Source organism: Oceanicaulis sp. UBA2681, from assembly GCF_002354675.1.
Taxonomy (GTDB): domain Bacteria; phylum Pseudomonadota; class Alphaproteobacteria; order Caulobacterales; family Maricaulaceae; genus Oceanicaulis; species Oceanicaulis alexandrii.
Map to the genome: position 1 here is coordinate 319,916 of NZ_DEMB01000003.1, position 15,761 is coordinate 335,676.

The 15,761-nt window shown below is 63.4% G+C and carries 19 protein-coding genes; 10 read left to right on the forward strand and 9 right to left on the reverse strand.

The features are described from left to right. Nucleotides 1-102 precede the first annotated feature (102 nt). From yaaA to B3M53_RS02315, 8 genes are all read right to left on the reverse strand, one after another. A complete protein-coding gene (gene yaaA / locus B3M53_RS02280) occupies nucleotides 103-882 on the reverse strand; it encodes a peroxide stress protein YaaA (protein WP_273020669.1) in 780 nt (259 codons plus the stop codon). Nucleotides 883-964: 82 nt separating this feature from the next. Continuing rightward, entirely contained in the window at nucleotides 965-2,365 is a 1,401-nt protein-coding gene (locus B3M53_RS02285) for an FAD-binding oxidoreductase (protein ID WP_273020670.1), read from the reverse strand. 59 nt (nucleotides 2,366-2,424) lie between these two features. Then, entirely contained in the window at nucleotides 2,425-2,748 is a 324-nt protein-coding gene (locus tag B3M53_RS02290; RefSeq protein ID WP_022701735.1) for a GrlR family regulatory protein, read from the reverse strand. A 49-nt stretch (nucleotides 2,749-2,797) separates the two neighbouring features. Continuing rightward, nucleotides 2,798-3,781 (reverse strand): L-threonylcarbamoyladenylate synthase, encoded by a 984-nt coding sequence (locus B3M53_RS02295; protein WP_160092070.1) that lies wholly within the window; start codon nucleotides 3,779-3,781, stop codon nucleotides 2,798-2,800. Nucleotides 3,782-3,821: 40 nt separating this feature from the next. Beyond that, nucleotides 3,822-4,373: a YceI family protein gene (locus B3M53_RS02300; RefSeq protein ID WP_273020673.1), complete on the reverse strand. Its 552-nt coding sequence runs from the start codon at nucleotides 4,371-4,373 to the stop codon at nucleotides 3,822-3,824. Between the two features lie 105 nt (nucleotides 4,374-4,478). Beyond that, the gene (locus tag B3M53_RS02305) at nucleotides 4,479-5,084 is read right to left on the reverse strand and encodes a cytochrome b (protein WP_160092068.1); all 606 of its coding nucleotides are present in this window, start codon (nucleotides 5,082-5,084) and stop codon (nucleotides 4,479-4,481) included. 3 nt (nucleotides 5,085-5,087) lie between these two features. After that, nucleotides 5,088-5,453, reverse strand: coding sequence for a YceI family protein (locus B3M53_RS02310; protein WP_273020674.1), 366 nt, complete (start codon nucleotides 5,451-5,453; stop codon nucleotides 5,088-5,090). Then, the gene (locus B3M53_RS02315) at nucleotides 5,431-5,766 is read right to left on the reverse strand and encodes a YceI family protein (RefSeq protein WP_273020675.1); all 336 of its coding nucleotides are present in this window, start codon (nucleotides 5,764-5,766) and stop codon (nucleotides 5,431-5,433) included. Before B3M53_RS02315 ends, B3M53_RS02310 begins: the two co-directional genes overlap by 23 nt. 142 nt (nucleotides 5,767-5,908) lie before the next feature. Here B3M53_RS02315 and B3M53_RS02320 point away from each other — a divergent pair, with 142 nt between their 5' ends. Continuing rightward, entirely contained in the window at nucleotides 5,909-7,693 is a 1,785-nt protein-coding gene (locus B3M53_RS02320) for an acyl-CoA dehydrogenase (protein WP_273020677.1), read from the forward strand. Between the two features lie 3 nt (nucleotides 7,694-7,696). On the opposite strand, the gene B3M53_RS02325 is transcribed toward B3M53_RS02320, so the two are convergent. Then, nucleotides 7,697-8,074, reverse strand: a complete 378-nt coding sequence (locus B3M53_RS02325) for a DUF4870 family protein (protein WP_273020679.1) — start codon at nucleotides 8,072-8,074, stop codon at nucleotides 7,697-7,699. A gap of 217 nt (nucleotides 8,075-8,291) precedes the next feature. Here B3M53_RS02325 and B3M53_RS02330 point away from each other — a divergent pair, with 217 nt between their 5' ends. The 9 genes from B3M53_RS02330 to B3M53_RS02370 form a co-directional block, all read left to right on the forward strand. Further along, nucleotides 8,292-8,645, forward strand: coding sequence for a YbjQ family protein (locus tag B3M53_RS02330; RefSeq protein WP_022701742.1), 354 nt, complete (start codon nucleotides 8,292-8,294; stop codon nucleotides 8,643-8,645). Then, nucleotides 8,642-9,397 (forward strand): signal peptidase I, encoded by a 756-nt coding sequence (gene lepB / locus B3M53_RS02335; RefSeq protein WP_273020681.1) that lies wholly within the window; start codon nucleotides 8,642-8,644, stop codon nucleotides 9,395-9,397. Before B3M53_RS02330 ends, lepB begins: the two co-directional genes overlap by 4 nt. Before the next feature lie 91 nt (nucleotides 9,398-9,488). After that, nucleotides 9,489-10,361, forward strand: a complete 873-nt coding sequence (locus B3M53_RS02340) for an SDR family oxidoreductase (protein WP_273020683.1) — start codon at nucleotides 9,489-9,491, stop codon at nucleotides 10,359-10,361. A 322-nt stretch (nucleotides 10,362-10,683) separates the two neighbouring features. Further along, nucleotides 10,684-11,271 carry a histidine phosphatase family protein gene (locus B3M53_RS02345; RefSeq protein WP_286799587.1) on the forward strand — a complete coding sequence of 196 codons (588 nt, stop codon included), beginning with the start codon at nucleotides 10,684-10,686 and terminating at the stop codon, nucleotides 11,269-11,271. Nucleotides 11,272-11,346: 75 nt separating this feature from the next. Further along, nucleotides 11,347-11,595, forward strand: a complete 249-nt coding sequence (locus B3M53_RS02350) for an exodeoxyribonuclease VII small subunit (protein ID WP_022701747.1) — start codon at nucleotides 11,347-11,349, stop codon at nucleotides 11,593-11,595. Between the two features lie 4 nt (nucleotides 11,596-11,599). Further along, complete coding sequence (locus B3M53_RS02355) at nucleotides 11,600-11,956, forward strand: tRNA-binding protein (RefSeq protein WP_273020687.1); 357 nt, start codon at nucleotides 11,600-11,602, stop codon at nucleotides 11,954-11,956. Continuing rightward, on the forward strand, nucleotides 11,953-12,843 hold the full coding sequence (locus B3M53_RS02360; RefSeq protein WP_022701749.1) for a polyprenyl synthetase family protein: 891 nt from the start codon (nucleotides 11,953-11,955) through the stop codon (nucleotides 12,841-12,843). Before B3M53_RS02355 ends, B3M53_RS02360 begins: the two co-directional genes overlap by 4 nt. A 36-nt stretch (nucleotides 12,844-12,879) precedes the next feature. Next, nucleotides 12,880-14,787 carry a 1-deoxy-D-xylulose-5-phosphate synthase gene (dxs, locus tag B3M53_RS02365; RefSeq protein ID WP_273020689.1) on the forward strand — a complete coding sequence of 636 codons (1,908 nt, stop codon included), beginning with the start codon at nucleotides 12,880-12,882 and terminating at the stop codon, nucleotides 14,785-14,787. Between the two features lie 103 nt (nucleotides 14,788-14,890). After that, nucleotides 14,891-15,761 (forward strand): hypothetical protein (locus B3M53_RS02370; protein ID WP_286799588.1); only part of this gene is annotated, 871 nt, incomplete at its 3' end.

Below are 15,761 nucleotides of genomic sequence, written 5' to 3' on the forward strand. Positions count from 1 at the left end.
GGTCTCCGAACAGGCAATTCTCCAGAGCTTCAACAGGTGATGAATTTCGCACCCGCGTCAAGTCCGCAAAGCTCCTGATATCAGGCTCGCACGCGCTTTGCGCTAGCTTTTCTTCGGCGGCTGGGGACGGGTGAACAACAAGGTGGATTCCGTCGAGCCGTCTGCATCGAAGCGATAGCCGTCCACATTGAACTCAGGCAGCTTTTGGGGGTCTTCGATCCGGTTCTCGATGATCCAGCGCGCCATCAGGCCGCGGGCCTTCTTGGCGTAGACCATCAGGGCGCGCAGCTGGCCGTCTTTTTCTTCCTTGAAGTCGACGCTGATCACCGGGACGCCCAGTGATTTCAGCTTCGCCGCCTTGGAATATTCGTTGGACGCCAGGTTGATCACGGTTTTTGACGGATGACCTTCAAGATCGGACTTCAGCAGATCGGCGATATCCTCGCCCCAGAAATCATAGAGATTGCCGCCTTTGGGCGTTTTCAGCCGCGTGCCCATTTCCAGACGATAGGGCTGGATCGTATCGAGCGGCCGCAAGGCGCCGTAAAGGCCCGACAGGATGCGAAGGCGCTGCTGCGCCCATTGCAGGTCTTCCGGGCTGAGGGACGGTGCGTCGAGACCTGAATACACCTCGCCGTTAAACGCCATGGCGGCAGGGCGGCCTTCAGTGCTGTCAGGATCAAACGCCTTGAACCGCTCCCGGTTGAGATCGGCCAGATCATCACTGAGATGCATCAGGGATTTGATCTCGGTCGCCGACAGCTTCGCGGTGGTCTTCGACAGCTCTTTCGTCCGATCCATCAGGGCCGGACGCGTCGCGGTCGGGGCGTGACCGCGCTTTGTAAAATCGAGCTTCTTGGCGGGCGAAAGCAGAATCAGCATGGGCGTCTCCGTCAGCTATGAGGCAGAGATAGGGGGCGGGTCGCGACGGCGCCAATAAATTTCACCAGCCGGACCTATAGGCTCAGCCTATATCCAGCATCACCCGCGGGTTCATGATGGCGTTGGGGTCGAGGGTTTGCTTGATGGCGCGCATCACCGCGACTTCTACGGGTTTGCGTTTCGCCAGCTCAGCGCGTTTGAGAATACCGACGCCATGCTCGGCGCTGATAGACCCGCCATGCTTGTCCACCAGGTCATAGATCGCTTCTGTGACCGGGGCGCAGGCGGCGACGAAGTCATCGCCTGAGCCGGGCGTCTTGCGCGCGACGTTAAAGTGCACATTGCCGTCGCCCACATGGCCGAAGGCGATGACCAGGGCTTCGGGCATCATGGCTTCGGCCTTGGCGGTGGCTTCTTCCATAAAGGCGGGCATGCGCGAGACGGGTACGGAGACATCGTGCTTGGCGGCCTTGCCATGGGCTTTCTCCGCTTCGGGAATGCCTTCGCGCAGGGCCCAGAACTCAGCCATTTGCGCTTCGGTCTGCGCCAGCGCCGCGTCAGAAACGAGGCCCTTTTCAAAGGCGGTTTCGAGCGCGCTTTCCATCAGCGACTGGGCGCGATCGGTTTCCGGGCTCACAAGCTCGACCAGCACCGTCCAGGCAGGGTCTGAGTCCAGCGGATGGCGTGCGCCGGGCAAATGATGGACGGCGAGGTCCAGCCCGATCTTGGGCATCAGCTCGAACGCGGCGACCGAGCCCGTGGCGTCCTTCATATGGCCCAGAAGCTCCACGGCCTGAGCCGGGCTCTCGACAGCCGCAATGGCGACAGCGGTGGAGGCGGGGCGGGCGAACAGCTTCAGCGTCGCCGCGGTGACCACGCCCAGCGTGCCTTCCGCGCCGATAAAGAGCTGTTTGAGGTCATAGCCGGTATTGTCCTTGCGCAGGCCCGACAGGTCAGACAGGACTCGGCCATCAGGCAGGACGGCTTCCAGGCCCAGCACCAGCTCGCGCATCATGCCATAGCGCAGCACGTGCACGCCGCCTGCGTTTGTGGAGATCAGCCCGCCGATCATCGCCGAGCCTTGCGCGCCCAGAGACAAGGGGAACAGCTTGCCGGCGTCTTTCGCGGCGCCTTGCACGCTTTCAAGGATCGCGCCGGCTTCGCAGGTGAGCGAGTCATTGTCCGTATCGATGGCGCGGATAGCGTTCATGCGCTTGAGCGACAGCACGACTTCACCCTGGGGCGTCGAGCCGCCGACCAGGCCGGTATTGCCGCTTTGCGGGATCACCGCCACGCCGGCCTCATTGCACATGGAGAGGATGCGGCTCACCTCATCGGTGGTGGAGGGTTTGAGCAGAAGCGGCGATGCGCCCTGATACCGCCCGCGCCAATCGCGCACATGGGGGGCGAGTTCATCAGGATCCTCGCTCCACGCTTTGGGGTCGAGGGCGGCTTTCAGGGCGGTCAGGGTTTCGGTGCTCATAACGGCAGTGTGCAACCGCCGCATTGGGTAGAACAAGAGCCCAAAGACGTCCGCCGCGGTTAATCTGCGGCTTTTTCCAGAACAGCTTCGAAGCGCATGGAGGGAGCGGCGTCCGCCCGGCCCTGGAAGACATAGGCGTCGCCTTCGCGCTTTCCGGTCAGGGTGAGGGCGAATTTGTCGAACTCACCAAAGACCGACAGGCGCGAGGGATCGTGATTGGTGACCACCATCTTCACCTGCAGCTCGTTTTCGGGACCCGAAACGCTGCCGACATAATACATACCCGAATCTCCACCCAGTACGCGGCTGTCCTGGATGATGATCACGCCCTTGGCGTCATCAAGCGGGGTGCGGAAGGAGGCGATGTAGAGACCGTTTTGCATAGCTTGCGTCTTATCATCCAGAGTCTGAACACAACCTTGAGCAGTTGTTCTAACGCTCTGCAGCTGCACGTCTGAGGCGGTCGTTTATCGCCTCGCCCAATCCGGTTTCCGGTATCGGCGCGACAGCGATGCGATCGCTGACTCTGTCCAGCCAGCGCAGGCCAGTAAACAGGTTCGCGGCCGCTTCGACTAGGTCACCGCTTGGGGAAAGATCAAAAAATACAACGCCTTCTCTTTTGGGTTGCGCGCCAAACCCCAAAAAGGACTCGTTGTTGTGGGGTTGGGTTGCATTCAGGCGCACACTCGCGTTCGGCGCGTAGTGGGAGGTGAGCTGACCGGGCGCTGTCGGCGCACTGTGATTCGTTGGCGTCGGGCGCTGCATCACCCCGATCACCGCCTCCAGCGCATCCCTGGCGATCCCGCCCGGGCGTAAAATCACCGGATGAGCCGGATCCAGCACAGAGACGATGGTGCTCTCCACGCCCACAGGGCAGGGGCCGCCGTCCAGGATCAGGTGAATGCGCCCGTTCAGGCTGTCTTTCACATGTTCGGCGGTGGTGGGGCTGATCGTGCCGGATGCGTTGGCGCTGGGCGCGGCCAAAGGCGCGTCCAGACGCTGGACCAGCGTGCGCAAGGTGTCTGAGTACGGCAAACGCACAGCCAGACTGTCCAGACCCGCCGCCGCCAGTTCGCTGACGGGAGAGGGGGTGCGTTTGGGGGCCACCAGCGTCAGCGGTCCGGGCCAGAAGCGTTCGGCCAGCGCCAGGCCTTGATCCTCCAGTTGAACAAGGCTTCGGGCGCGCTCCAGCGTATCCACATGACAGATCAACGGATTGAAGCTGGGACGTCCCTTGGCCTCATACACGCCCGCCACCGCCTGTGCGTTCGTGGCGTCGCACGCCAGCCCGTACACGGTTTCGGTGGGAACGGCCACGCAGCCGCCCGCCTTCAGGATCCGGGCGGCCTGGTCCAGAGCATCTGGATCGTCCGCCGGCAGGATCGGCGTGTCAGGGGGCGGGCTGGGGCGTGTCATGCCGGTTAGGTAGCGCTCGTCAGCGGGCGGTGCAATCAGGCTAGTCTTCGCGCTCGGCCTCGATATGCACCCGCACATCAATCTGGGCGGCGGCGGCGCCCCAATCGCCAGCCCCGACGCCAAAATCACGGCGCGCGAGGGTGAAACCGCCATCCGCAACGCCGCGACCGTCCGTGATGTCGAGGGTGAAGGTCAGCGCTTGCTCTTGCGAAACGCCCTTGATGGTCAGGGTTCCAAGGGCTGTGTAGACGTTGCCTTCGCGCGTGATTGTCTCAGACACAAAGCGCATCTCGGGGTGCTCAGACGGATTCAGACCGGCTTCGCCCTCCATGTCGGACTGGCGTTCGGTCGGGTCAAGCTGGCCAGATCCCGCCTGCACGACCGCTTCAATGCGGGCGTCGGACAGGTCCTCAGGATCGAGGCGAATATCAGCGGAGAATTGCGGGAAATCGCCCTGGATCGTGGTTCCGAAGACCTCGGTCTGAAGGCCCACCGAGCTGGCGTCGTAATCCACGATCCAGGCGTCAGACTGGGCGAGGGCGGGGGTGGTCACCAGCAGGGCGAGCGGGGCGAGGGCGAACAAGGGGCGCATGGCTATGCTCCTGAGCGGGGAAACGTCATGCCCGTACAGATACGTCGATCTGAGAGCGCCACAAGACGTCGCCCGCGCACAGCTCCGCTTCCGAACTGGAAAGGGTCAGTCGCGACCCGTCTGCGGTGGAATGTTCAGCCCCGGGATCATGCGGGTCAGAACGCCGTCCCGGTCCAGAATGTGGTGCTTCAGCGCGGCGCCCGCGTGCAGCGCCAGCAGGATCAGGATCGCCCAGCCAGAGGCGCCGTGGACTGACCCGGCCAGCGAGGCGAAGCTTTCGGTTTGCGGCACCGGCAAATGGGGCAGCAGAAAGCCGTCGAGATTGAAAAGCTTGGAAGGGAAGCTGGAGGCCGACGCCGTAATCCAGCCCATGATCGGCGCGCCGAGCATGACGCCGTAAAAGGCGATATGAGTGAACTGCGCGGCGAAACGCTCCCAGGGTTTCATGCCTTCGGGCAGGGGCGGCGCTTTATGGGTCAAGCGCCAGGCCAGCCGCGCCAGCGACAGAACGAGAATGATCAGACCCGCCGTCTTGTGCCAGTTATAGACGGCCTGGGTCAGCGTCAGCGAGCCCGTACCGTCGAGCAAGGCGTGGCGGAGATCTTCCATCCACCAGCCCACAAACACCATGGACACCAGCATGGCCGCGATCACCCAGTGCAGGATGATGGCGACAGTCGTATAGCGATGCGATGTGGTGGTGGCGGACATGGCTTAGTCTCCTCGGTCGCGAAGGAATTCCGCTTCGATACGGATGACCACTGTATCGCCGATCAGGTTTCCGGGAAGCCGTCCGACCCCGAATTCAGTGCGGTTAATTGTCATATCCGCGCCAAACCCCAAGGCCTGACGGGCTTCGAGGGGGTTGAAGACGCCGCCGTAAAACTGTGTTTCCAGAACGGCTGGCTGTGTGACCCCTTTCAGGGTCAGCTGACCGTGGATCAGGCCGGTGTCCGGGCCGGTCACCTCTATCCGCTCAGACCGAAAGACGATCTGCGGATGGGCGTCGCAGTCAAACCAGCTGGCGCCGCACAGGGTCTGGTCAAAATCAGGATCGCTAGTGATGGGCGTCGCAGTCAAACCAGCTGGCGCCGCACAGGGTCTGGTCAAAATCAGGATCGCTAGTGGAGAGGGAGGCCGCCTCGATAATGGCGGTCAGCTGGGCGTCTTCAGGGTTGGCGGCGTCAAAGCTGAGCTGCGCCTCGATGGCGTCGAACCGCCCTGTATACCAGGACAGGCCCATATGCCGGATGCGCCAGAGCGTGCTGGCGTGGGCTGGATCCAGCCGCCACTCGCCGGGCGGCAAACGCGCCGGCTCCAGCGTGGGCGCCGAGACGCAGGCGCTGAGTAGAGTTGCGAACAGCGTGAAGGTGAGCATGCGCAGCACTGTCATAAGCCGGTCTCCTCTGCCTGTGAGACTAGGTTGGAAAGACCTGTGATGCGAGCGCTCTGATCAAATCCCATCCGGGCGACTCCCGCTTTGCAGCAAACGCGCTATGTTCGGACCAAATGATCCTGCTGGAAGGGAAGTCACCATGAGCTACCGCGCCCCGGTTCGCGATATCCGTTTCGCCCTGGAAGAAATCGCTGCCCTAGACAGCGTAAAGGCGACGGGAGTGTTTCCCGAATTCTCCTCCGACCTGACGCCCGCCATCCTTGATGAGGCGGCCAAGCTCGCCAATGACGTGCTGGCGCCCCTCAACTGGACCGGCGACCAGCAGGGCTGCACCCTGAAAGACGGCGCCGTGACCACGCCGGACGGGTTCAAGAACGCTTATGCGCAATACGTTGAAGGCGGCTGGCAAGGCCTGCAATTCCCAACCGATATGGGCGGCATGGGCCTGCCAAAGGCGCTGGGCTGCGCGCTGATGGAGATGCTGCAATCGTCCAACATGGCGTTCGGACTGGGGCCGATGCTGTCGTTCGGCGCCATTGAATCCCTGATCGCCGTGGGCACCGATGAACAGCGCGATCTCTATCTGGGCAAGATCATGTCTGGCGAATGGACCGCCACCATGAACCTGACCGAGCCGGGCGCCGGGTCGGATGTGGGCGCGCTGCGCACCAAGGCCGAGCCGAATGGCGACGGCTCCTGGGCGATTTCGGGCCAGAAGATCTACATCACCTGGGGCGAGCACGATTGCGCCGACAACATCATCCATCTGGTGCTGGCGCGCACGCCGGACGGGGCCGCAGGCACCAAGGGCATCTCGCTGTTCATCGTGCCGAAATTCATCCCCGATGCGGACGGCAATCCCGGCGAGCGCAACACGCTTCAGGCCATCGGGCTTGAGCACAAGATGGGCATTCACGGCTCGCCTACCTGCACCATGGAATATGACGGCGCCAAAGGCTGGCTCTTGGGTGACGAGTTCAAGGGCATGGCCGCGATGTTCATCATGATGAACTCGGCGCGTCTGAATGTGGGCGTGCAGGGCGTCGGCATCGCCGAGCGCGCGTATCAGCAAGCGCTCGCCTACGCGCAGGACCGAAAGCAGGGCCGCGCCATCAATATGGACGATCACGGCCCGCACGAGATCATTCATCATCCCGATGTGCGCCGCACGCTGGCGGTGATGAAGGCTAAAATCGAGGCGGGCCGCGCCATTTGCTATCACGCTGCGGTCGAAGCCGATCTGGGCGAGCATATGGATGACGCGGATGAGAAGGCCTGGTCCAAGCGCCGCGAAGACCTGATGATCCCGATCGCCAAGGCCTGGTGCACCGATATGGGCGTGGACGTGGCGTCCATGGGCGTTCAGGTGCATGGCGGCATGGGCTTCATTGAAGAAACCGGCGCCGCCCAGCATTTGCGCGATGCGCGCATCGCGCCGATCTATGAAGGCACCAACGGCATTCAGGCGATCGACCTTGTGGGCCGCAAGCTGGCGCGCGATGGCGGGACCGCCATGGCCGAACTGATCGAGGATGTGCGGCAGACCGTCGAGGATTGCATCACCAGTTCGAACCCGGACTTGCCGGTCTTGGCCGAAGCCCTGAAACCGGCCTGCGACGCACTGGAAGACGCCACCAAATGGATGCTGGACGCCAGCGACGCTGACCGCCTCGCCGGCGCCACCGCCTATCTCAAACTGGCGGGCGACGTGACCGGCGGCTGGCTGCTCTGCGTGGGCGCCGTCGCGGCGCAGCGCAAACTCAAGGAAGCCGATGGCGAGGAGAGCTACGCTCAGGCGCGCATCGCCATCGCCAACATCTTCGCCCAGACCGCGCTGTCAGGCGCGGCGGGCCTCCTGGGTGAGATCAAGCTGGGCTATGATCCGGTGTTCGGTCCGGGCGAAGCGGTGCTGGCCAGCGCCTAGGCGCTAGACCCAGAACCCGGTCGGGTCGGAGTGCGGACGTCCGTCCACAAGACGGATCATCCCCACCACCGACCGGATCACCAGCCAGATATTGGCGATCAGCAGGATCAGCATGCCGATCAGGAAGATCCAGGTCAGCAAGCCGACCACCACCATGGCCAGCCAGTACCAGAAGGTCCGGATCTGAAACTGGAAATGGTTTTTCACCAGCGGGTCGGCGTTATCCTTGCGCACATAGGCGAGAATGGCGGCGATCAGCACGGTCAGGCCGTTGCCGATCCCCACAAGCAGCAAGGCGTAGTTGATCACCGCCAGGATGCGGTCCCCGTTCTGATCGCGCGCGCTGGTCGGGGCGTCACCCTGGGTGTCGGTGGGGGCCATGTCTTTACTCCGCAAACTGTCTGCTGCTCATTCTGTGACCTTTATAACTCAGCTCAGTCACTCCTGCTGCGTCAAGTGAAGAGCCTGTCACTCGCTGCCTTGTCAGGCGCCAATAAGCATTGTGAACTGACCGGTGCGAGTTAATCTTTAACTTTCTCTGTGTGATTGTGGCGCGAGCAATTTGCTGGGTTAACAGGTTTGTTTTGAAGGGCTTTCCATGAGCAACACCCCTGAACATCCCGCGACGCGCGCCCCCGTGCTTGTGACCATGGCCGACGATATTCCCGGCCATGAAGTCGAAGCCGTCATCGGGATTGCGCGCGGCAGCGTGGTTCGCGCACGTTTTTTTGGACGTGATTTTGTGGCCGGATTGCGCAATCTGGTCGGGGGCGAAGTCAGCGAGTACACCAAGCTGATGGCCGAGGCGCGGGAACAAGCGCTGGGCCGGTTGGTCAGCCATGCCGAAGAAATGGGAGCGGATGCGGTCGTCACCTTCCGTTTTTCCACTGCTGCGGTCATGGAAGGCACAGCGGAAGTGCTCGCCTATGGAACGGCGGTAAAGCTGAAATGAATGAAAAAGTACGCCGTTTCGGCGGCAAGGCGGTTGCGGAAGTGGGTGAGACAATCCGCTTCCTTGGGGGCGTTGTGGCGGTCTGGTTCGTGCTGGTCACGTTCGTGTTCGCCGCCTTCCACATTCCGTCAGAAAGCATGCAGCCCGCCATTCAGGTGGGCGACCGCGTTCTGGTGTCGAAATTCGCGTACGGGTATTCGCGTCATTCCTTGCCGCTGGGACTGGGCTATGTGCTGCCGGGCAACTGGTCGGGGCGCCTGTTCGGCTCCACCCCCAAGCGCGGCGATGTGGTCGTGGTCCGTGATCCCGCTCAGGGCATCAATCTGATCAAACGCGTCATCGGCCTGCCCGGTGATCGGATCGAGATGCGCGCAGGTCGCCTTTACATCAATGACGAACTGGTGCCGCGCGATCCTGAAAGCGTGGTTCAATATCGCGACCGGGCGGGCGCGGCCGTAGAGGCCGCCGTCTATCTGGAGACCCTGCCGGGCGGCAATGTGCATGAGATTTACGAGCGCGCCGACAATGCGGCGCTCGACAATGTCGGGCCGTTCAACGTGCCGGAGAACCATCTGTTCTTGATGGGCGACAATCGCGACGCCTCGCTGGACAGCCGCGCCTCGCGCGGGATCGGTTATGTGCATCGCGATCTTGTGGTGGGCAAGGCCTGGACGGTGCTGTTCACCTTCGCCTCCTGCCGCCGCGAGGAAGGCATGACCTGTCCGGGCTGGCGCGTCTGGCGGCCGATCTAGACTCTTGGTCTCAGACACTGTCTCAAAGGCCCTGTCCTTTCGAGCATAACGCTGTTATTCTCCCGCTCCATCCAGGAGCGGGAGAATTTTTATGAGCTTGAAGGGAAAGACCCTTTTCATCACCGGCGCCAGCCGCGGCATTGGTCAGGCGATCGCTGAGCGTTGCGCACGCGACGGCGCCAACATCGTCATCGCCGCCAAGACCGACCAACCCCATCCCAAGCTGGCGGGCACGATCTACACCGCCGCTGAAGCGGTTGAGAAAGCGGGCGGCAAGGCGCTGCCGCTGGTGTGCGACATCCGCGACGAAGCCAGCGTGGACGCCGCCGTCGCCAAGGCGGTCGAGACGTTTGGCGGCATCGACATCGTGGTCAACAACGCCTCCGCCATTTTCCCGATGCCCACCAAAGACACGCCGATCAAGCGCTGGGATCTGATGCATCAGGTGAATGCGCGCGGCACCTTTCTGGTGACCCAGAAATGCTTGCCCTACCTCGAAAAGTCCGAAAACCCGCACATTCTGGCGCTGTCCCCGCCGCTCGACATGCGCGAGCAATGGTTCGCCCCGCACGTGGCTTACACCTCAGCCAAATACGGCATGAGCCTGTGCATTCTGGGCTGGGCGGGCGAGTTCAAGGGCAAGATCGCTGCGAACGCCATCTGGCCGCGCACCGCCGTCGCCACCGCCGCCATCGCCAATGTGTTGGCGGGTGAAGAAGCGTTCAAGAATTGCCGCAAGCCCGACATCCTGGCCGAGACCGCCTATCGCGTGCTCACCAAGCCGGCGTCCGAGTTCACCGGCAATTTCCTGATCGATGACAGCTTCCTGGTCAGCGAAGGCGTCACCGATCTTGATCAGTTCGCCGTCGACCCGTCACAGGAGCTGCTGCCGGACTTCTTCGTTCCCGAAGAGCCCAAAGCCCCTGCAGGCGTCAAGATCATGAGCATCGATCCCAGCCATTAGGCCAAACAAGCCCCGGCGATCCTTCTCGCCGGGGCGGCGCCTGTCCTCGCCCGAATCATTTATGGCAGCATGTCTGAAGCGCTGCGCCACGTCCGGGCCTTCAATTGATCACAAGGCGCAGTCCTGCAACGCCGCATCGGCCTGTTAGCACACGCGCGCGTCTTCCCGGCTTGTCTCTGTGGGGGAGGGCGGGTACCACTCCCTTCACGCTTGACTCATGGGAGCTGACGCTCGCACGACGGGGGGCGTGGAGCTGGCGTCATCAAGCCTGGGCGAGGCAGGGATGGCGGCGCGTATTCATCAAGATCGCTCAAGACCGTTCATGACCAAAGCCGACAGCCCGGCCCAGCCGGGTCCCATCATTATCGCACGCCATGGCGAGCCTGACGCTGACCGTCGGGCGCGTATGGACTGGCGCGGCTATGTGGACTGGTGGGCGGCTTATGATCGCGCCGGATTGAAACCCGGCCAGAGTGCGCCGGACAGTCTTGTTGAACAGGCCGCGATGGCCAAAACGCTCTATTCCTCCACGCTGCCCCGCGCGATCGAGACGGCGCGCGCCGCCGTGGGCGACCGGCCAATCGAGCATGACGCCCTGTTTGTGGAAGCGCCCTTGCCGCCCCCGCCTTTGCCTTTGAAACTGCAGGCGCGGACCTGGGGCGTGTTTGCGCGGTGTTCATGGTGGCTCGGCGCTTCTGCGGATGGTGAGAGCCGCCCGCAGGCTGAAGTGCGCGCGGCAGCCGCTGCCGAAAAGCTGGTTGAAGCCTCTCAGGACGGCGCCGTGGCGCTGTTCGCCCATGGCTGGTTCAATCGCATGCTGCGCCCCCAGCTCAAGGCTCAGGGCTGGACCTGCGTGCGCGATGGCGGGGATGGATACTGGTCCTGGCGCCGCTATGAGCTGAAACGCTAGCGCATTGGCGGCTTGATCCGGCGCGATCTTTCGCGATTGTGGGGGCATGACCTCCCCGATGAGAAGGCAGTAGCGATGACTGACGCCCCCACCGCCGAAATCGCCCAGATGAGCTTTGAGACCGCGCTCAGAGAGCTCGAAACCATTGTGGCGCAGCTCGAGCGCGGCGAGGTGGAGCTGGAAAAATCCATCGCCATGTACGAGCGCGGCGCCGCGCTGAAGGCGCATTGCGAAGCGCGCCTGAAAGAAGCCCAGCTCAAGGTCGAAAAGATCGTGGTGGACGCTGACGGCGCGATCTCCGCAGAGCCGGCGGGTCTGGACTGATCCCATGAGCGCAGGCCCCGCACAGCCCGAAATCGCGCCAGAAGACTTTTTCAGGACGGATATCCGCCTGGGCACGATCGTGCGCGCCGAGCCGTTTCCCGAAGCGCGCAAGCCCGCGATCAAGCTGTGGGTCGATTTTGGTCCGGAGATCGGCGAGCGCAAAAGCTCCGCCCAGATCACCGACCATTACACACCCGAGACGCTGGTGGGCCGCCGTGTGCTGGGGGTGGTGAATTTCCCGCCGCGCCAGATCGGCCCTGTTCGCTCTGAAGTGCTGGTGCTGGGCGTACCCGATGCCGACGGCTCGATCCTGCTTCTGAACGCAGACGGCGACGCGCCGAACGGGGCGCGGGTGTCATGAGCGCATTCTCTGACCATCTGACCGAGACCGCGGACCGGGTGACGGTGGCGCTCGACGCGCTGCTTGAGCGTCCGGACGGGCCGGAGCAACGCGTCATTTCCGCCATGCGCTATGCGGCCCTGGGACCGGGCAAGCGCTTGCGCCCCTTCTTGCTGATCGAGACGGGCAATCTGGTGGGCGGCGATGAGCGGGCCTTGCTGCGCGCCGCCTGCGCGGTGGAATGCGTGCACGCCTATTCGCTGATCCATGATGATCTGCCGTGCATGGATGATGATGACCTGCGTCGCGGACGGCCGACCGTGCATCGCGAATATGACGAGGCGACCGCCGTTCTGGCGGGCGATGCGCTGCAAAGCCAGGCCTATGAACTGCTGGCGGACCCTGAAACCCACGAGCATGCCGCAGTGCGCGCCGAGCTGGTGATGCGGCTGGCGAAAGCCGCCGGGCCGCGCGGCATGGTGGGCGGTCAGATGATCGACATGGCGGTCGAGGCGGGCGAGGAAACCGATATCGGGATCATCACCCGGTGCCAGCGGATGAAGACCGGCGCTCTGATCAGTTTCTGCGCCGAGGCGGGCGCCCTGATCGGTCATGCGGATCGCGCGCACCGGCTTGCGCTTGAAGGCTTCGCGCATGACCTGGGATTATGTTACCAGATCGTCGACGACCTTCTGGACGCGGAAGGGGATGAAAGCCTGACGGGCAAACGCACCGGCAAGGACGCCGGTCAAGGAAAAGCCAATTTCGTCTCCATACTGGGCGTCGCGGACGCCCGGGACCGGGCGGCGCGGCTGGCCGATCAGGCCAAGGCCCATCTCGATCCGTTCGGCAAGGATGCTGATATGCTGCGTGAGCTGATGGATTATGTGTTGGCCCGGCAGTCCTGACGCCTAGATTAGAAGAAGACAATAAGGACACGGCGCATGCCTGACACTCCGCATCTCGACCAGATCAAGTCTCCCGATGATCTGAAAAACCGCAACCTCGACTTTCTCAAGGCCGTGGCGGACGAATTGCGGGCTGAGACGATTGATGCGGTGTCTGTGACCGGCGGGCATCTGGGCGCGGGGCTCGGCGTGGTCGAGATGACGGTCGCCCTGCACCATGTGTTTGATACGCCCAGCGACATTCTGATCTGGGATGTGGGCCATCAATGCTATCCGCACAAAATCCTGACCGGACGCCGCGACCGCATCCGCACCCTGCGTCAGGGCGGCGGCCTGTCCGGCTTCACCAAGCGGTCTGAAAGCGAATACGACCCGTTCGGCGCCGCGCACGCCTCGACCTCGATCTCGGCGGGCTTGGGCTTTGCTGTGGGGCGCGACCTCAAGCATGAAGAAGGCCGCAAGGTCATCGCCGTGATCGGCGACGGCTCCATGTCTGCGGGTATGGCCTATGAGGCCATGAACAATGCCGGGGACATGAACAAGGACCTCATCGTCATCCTCAATGACAATGACATGTCCATCGCCCCGCCCGTAGGCGCGATGAGCCATTATTTCGCGCGCCAGGTCAGCTCGAAAAGCTACAACTCCATCCGCAAGCTGGGCAAAGGCGTCGCTGAAGCGCTGGGCGTGAAGGAGCATGCGCGCCGGGCTGAAGAGTATCTGCGCGGCATGGCCATGGGCGGCACCCTGTTTGAGGAAATGGGCTTTCGCTATGTGGGTCCGATCGATGGCCATGACATGGACCAGCTGGTCGCGGTGCTGCGCAATGTGCGCGATGCGGGCGAAGGCCCCATCCTGATCCATGCGGTGACCCAGAAAGGCAAGGGCTACGCCCCCGCCGAGGCCGCCGACGACAAGTATCACGGCGTCGCCAAGTTCAATGTGATCACCGGCGAGCAGCAGAAATCCAAGCCCGCCGCTCCGAGCTATACGGGCGTTTTCGCCAATGCGCTGATCCAGCTGGCCGAATCCGACGACAAGATTTGCGCCGTCACCGGCGCCATGCCCGGCGGGACGGGCGTGGACAAATTCGCCGCGCGCTTCCCCGATCGGGCGTTTGACGTCGGCATCGCCGAGCAGCACGCCGTCACGTTTGCAGCCGGCCTCGCCGCTGAAGGGCTCAAGCCGTACGCCGCGATTTATTCGACCTTCCTGCAACGCGGCTATGACCAGGTCGTCCACGATGTGGCGATCCAGTCGCTGCCTGTGCGCTTCGCCATCGACCGGGCCGGGCTTGTGGGCGCGGACGGCGCCACCCATGCCGGCTCGTTTGATGTGGGGTATATGGGCGCCTTGCCGGGCATGGTGGTGATGGCCGCCGCCGACGAAGCTGAACTGGCGCGCATGGTCGCCACCGCCAATGAAATCGACGACCGCCCGAGCGCCTTCCGCTATCCGCGCGGCGAGGGTCTGGGCGTTGAAATTCCCAAGGAACTGATCCCGCTGGAGATCGGCAAGGGCCGCATCGTGCGCGAAGGCTCCGGCGTCGCCATCCTGTCCTTCGGCGCGCGTCTGGGCGAAGTGCTTAAAAGCGCGGAAGAGCTGGCGGCCTATGGCCTTCATCCGACTGTAGCGGACGCCCGCTTCGCCAAGCCGCTCGATCATGATCTGATCCGTGAGCTGGCGCGCGAGCACGAAGTGCTGATCACCATTGAAGAGGGCGCTGTGGGCGGTTTCGGCGCGTTTGTGCTGCACTTCCTGGCCGAAGACGGCGCGCTCGACGCCGGGCTGAAAATCCGCACCATGACCTTGCCCGACGTGTTCCAGGATCAGGACAGCCCCTACGCCATGTACGAGACGGCAGGGCTGAACGCCAAGCACATCACCGCGAAAGTGCTGGACGCGCTGGGCCGCCAGGCTGACGCCGCGGCGGCTTTGGCCTGAGGTCTTTCCGGCCGGGCCATAGCGTCGCAGCGCCTGGCTTTTGCGTTGACGCGACCTGCCATGATGATCGACCCTTTGCCTGTGAAGACGGGAGGGTGGTTGCATGCGGACCGGTCTTTCAGGCTCAACTCGCACGATCACGCGTCGGCAGAGCTTTGCAGCGGGCGCATTGGTGCTGGGCGGCGCAGCGACGGCCTGTTCGTCCGGCGATGAGGGCTATGACGCGCTTGCTGAAGCCCTGAGCGCCCCGGCGGAGCCCGTCACGGCGCCTTTTCCTCGCTCGCACCAGCAGCTGGTGCGATACGCCAGTCTGGCGGCGAGCGGGCACAACACCCAGCCTTGGCGCTTTACGGTGTCTGATCCTGTGATCGAGCTGTCGCCGGATTTTTCACGCCGTACGCCGGTCGTGGACCCCGATGATCATCACCTGTTCGCCTCGCTGGGCTGCGCGGCGGAAAATCTCAGCCTTGCTGCGCGCGCATCGGGTCTGGGAGGCGAAGTCGACATGGAGGGCGAGAGGCTGTCTGTGGCGCTGGCCTCCGGCGCCGCTGAAGCCTCGCCCCGGTTTGACGTCATCCCGCAGCGCCAGTGCACGCGGTTGGAGTATGCCGGCTCGGCGCTGAGCGCTGAGGAGCGCGCCCGGCTGATCGCAGCGGTCGAGCAAGGCGGTCAGGTGTCCGCGACCGTTTTTGACGGCGCCGCGGACAAGACGCGGCTGACGGAGCTGATCATCCAAGGCAATAGCGCCCAGATCGCAGACCCTGCCTTTGTGAGGGAGTTGCGCGACTGGATCCGCTTTAACGAGGCGGAGGCGGCGCGTTTGCGCGATGGCTTGTTCGCGGCGTCCTCTGGCAATCCGCAATTGCCCGGCTGGCTGGGGCGGCGCCTGTTTGGTCTGGTGTTCACCGCAGACGCCGAGAACGCCAAGATCGCCCGCCAGATCGAGAGCAGCGGCGGTTTGATCGCCCTGATGG

Excerpts from the sequence above, each read along its gene's own strand:
- B3M53_RS02360 (WP_022701749.1), top strand. The coding sequence starts at position 11,953 with ATGAGCGCATTCTCTGACCATCTGACCGAGACCGCGGACCGGGTGACG.
- B3M53_RS02355 (WP_273020687.1), top strand. The coding sequence starts at position 11,600 with ATGAGCGCAGGCCCCGCACAGCCCGAAATCGCGCCAGAAGACTTTTTC.
- dxs (WP_273020689.1), top strand. The coding sequence starts at position 12,880 with ATGCCTGACACTCCGCATCTCGACCAGATCAAGTCTCCCGATGATCTG.
- B3M53_RS02305 (WP_160092068.1), bottom strand. The coding sequence starts at position 5,084 with ATGTCCGCCACCACCACATCGCATCGCTATACGACTGTCGCCATCATC.
- lepB (WP_273020681.1), top strand. The coding sequence starts at position 8,642 with ATGAATGAAAAAGTACGCCGTTTCGGCGGCAAGGCGGTTGCGGAAGTG.
- B3M53_RS02285 (WP_273020670.1), bottom strand. The coding sequence starts at position 2,365 with ATGAGCACCGAAACCCTGACCGCCCTGAAAGCCGCCCTCGACCCCAAA.
- B3M53_RS02325 (WP_273020679.1), bottom strand. The coding sequence starts at position 8,074 with ATGGCCCCCACCGACACCCAGGGTGACGCCCCGACCAGCGCGCGCGAT.
- B3M53_RS02320 (WP_273020677.1), top strand. The coding sequence starts at position 5,909 with ATGAGCTACCGCGCCCCGGTTCGCGATATCCGTTTCGCCCTGGAAGAA.
- B3M53_RS02350 (WP_022701747.1), top strand. The coding sequence starts at position 11,347 with ATGACTGACGCCCCCACCGCCGAAATCGCCCAGATGAGCTTTGAGACC.
- B3M53_RS02330 (WP_022701742.1), top strand. The coding sequence starts at position 8,292 with ATGAGCAACACCCCTGAACATCCCGCGACGCGCGCCCCCGTGCTTGTG.
- B3M53_RS02290 (WP_022701735.1), bottom strand. The coding sequence starts at position 2,748 with ATGCAAAACGGTCTCTACATCGCCTCCTTCCGCACCCCGCTTGATGAC.
- B3M53_RS02300 (WP_273020673.1), bottom strand. The coding sequence starts at position 4,373 with ATGCGCCCCTTGTTCGCCCTCGCCCCGCTCGCCCTGCTGGTGACCACC.
- B3M53_RS02340 (WP_273020683.1), top strand. The coding sequence starts at position 9,489 with ATGAGCTTGAAGGGAAAGACCCTTTTCATCACCGGCGCCAGCCGCGGC.
- B3M53_RS02295 (WP_160092070.1), bottom strand. The coding sequence starts at position 3,781 with ATGACACGCCCCAGCCCGCCCCCTGACACGCCGATCCTGCCGGCGGAC.
- yaaA (WP_273020669.1), bottom strand. The coding sequence starts at position 882 with ATGCTGATTCTGCTTTCGCCCGCCAAGAAGCTCGATTTTACAAAGCGC.
- B3M53_RS02315 (WP_273020675.1), bottom strand. The coding sequence starts at position 5,766 with ATGACAGTGCTGCGCATGCTCACCTTCACGCTGTTCGCAACTCTACTC.
- B3M53_RS02345 (WP_286799587.1), top strand. The coding sequence starts at position 10,684 with ATGACCAAAGCCGACAGCCCGGCCCAGCCGGGTCCCATCATTATCGCA.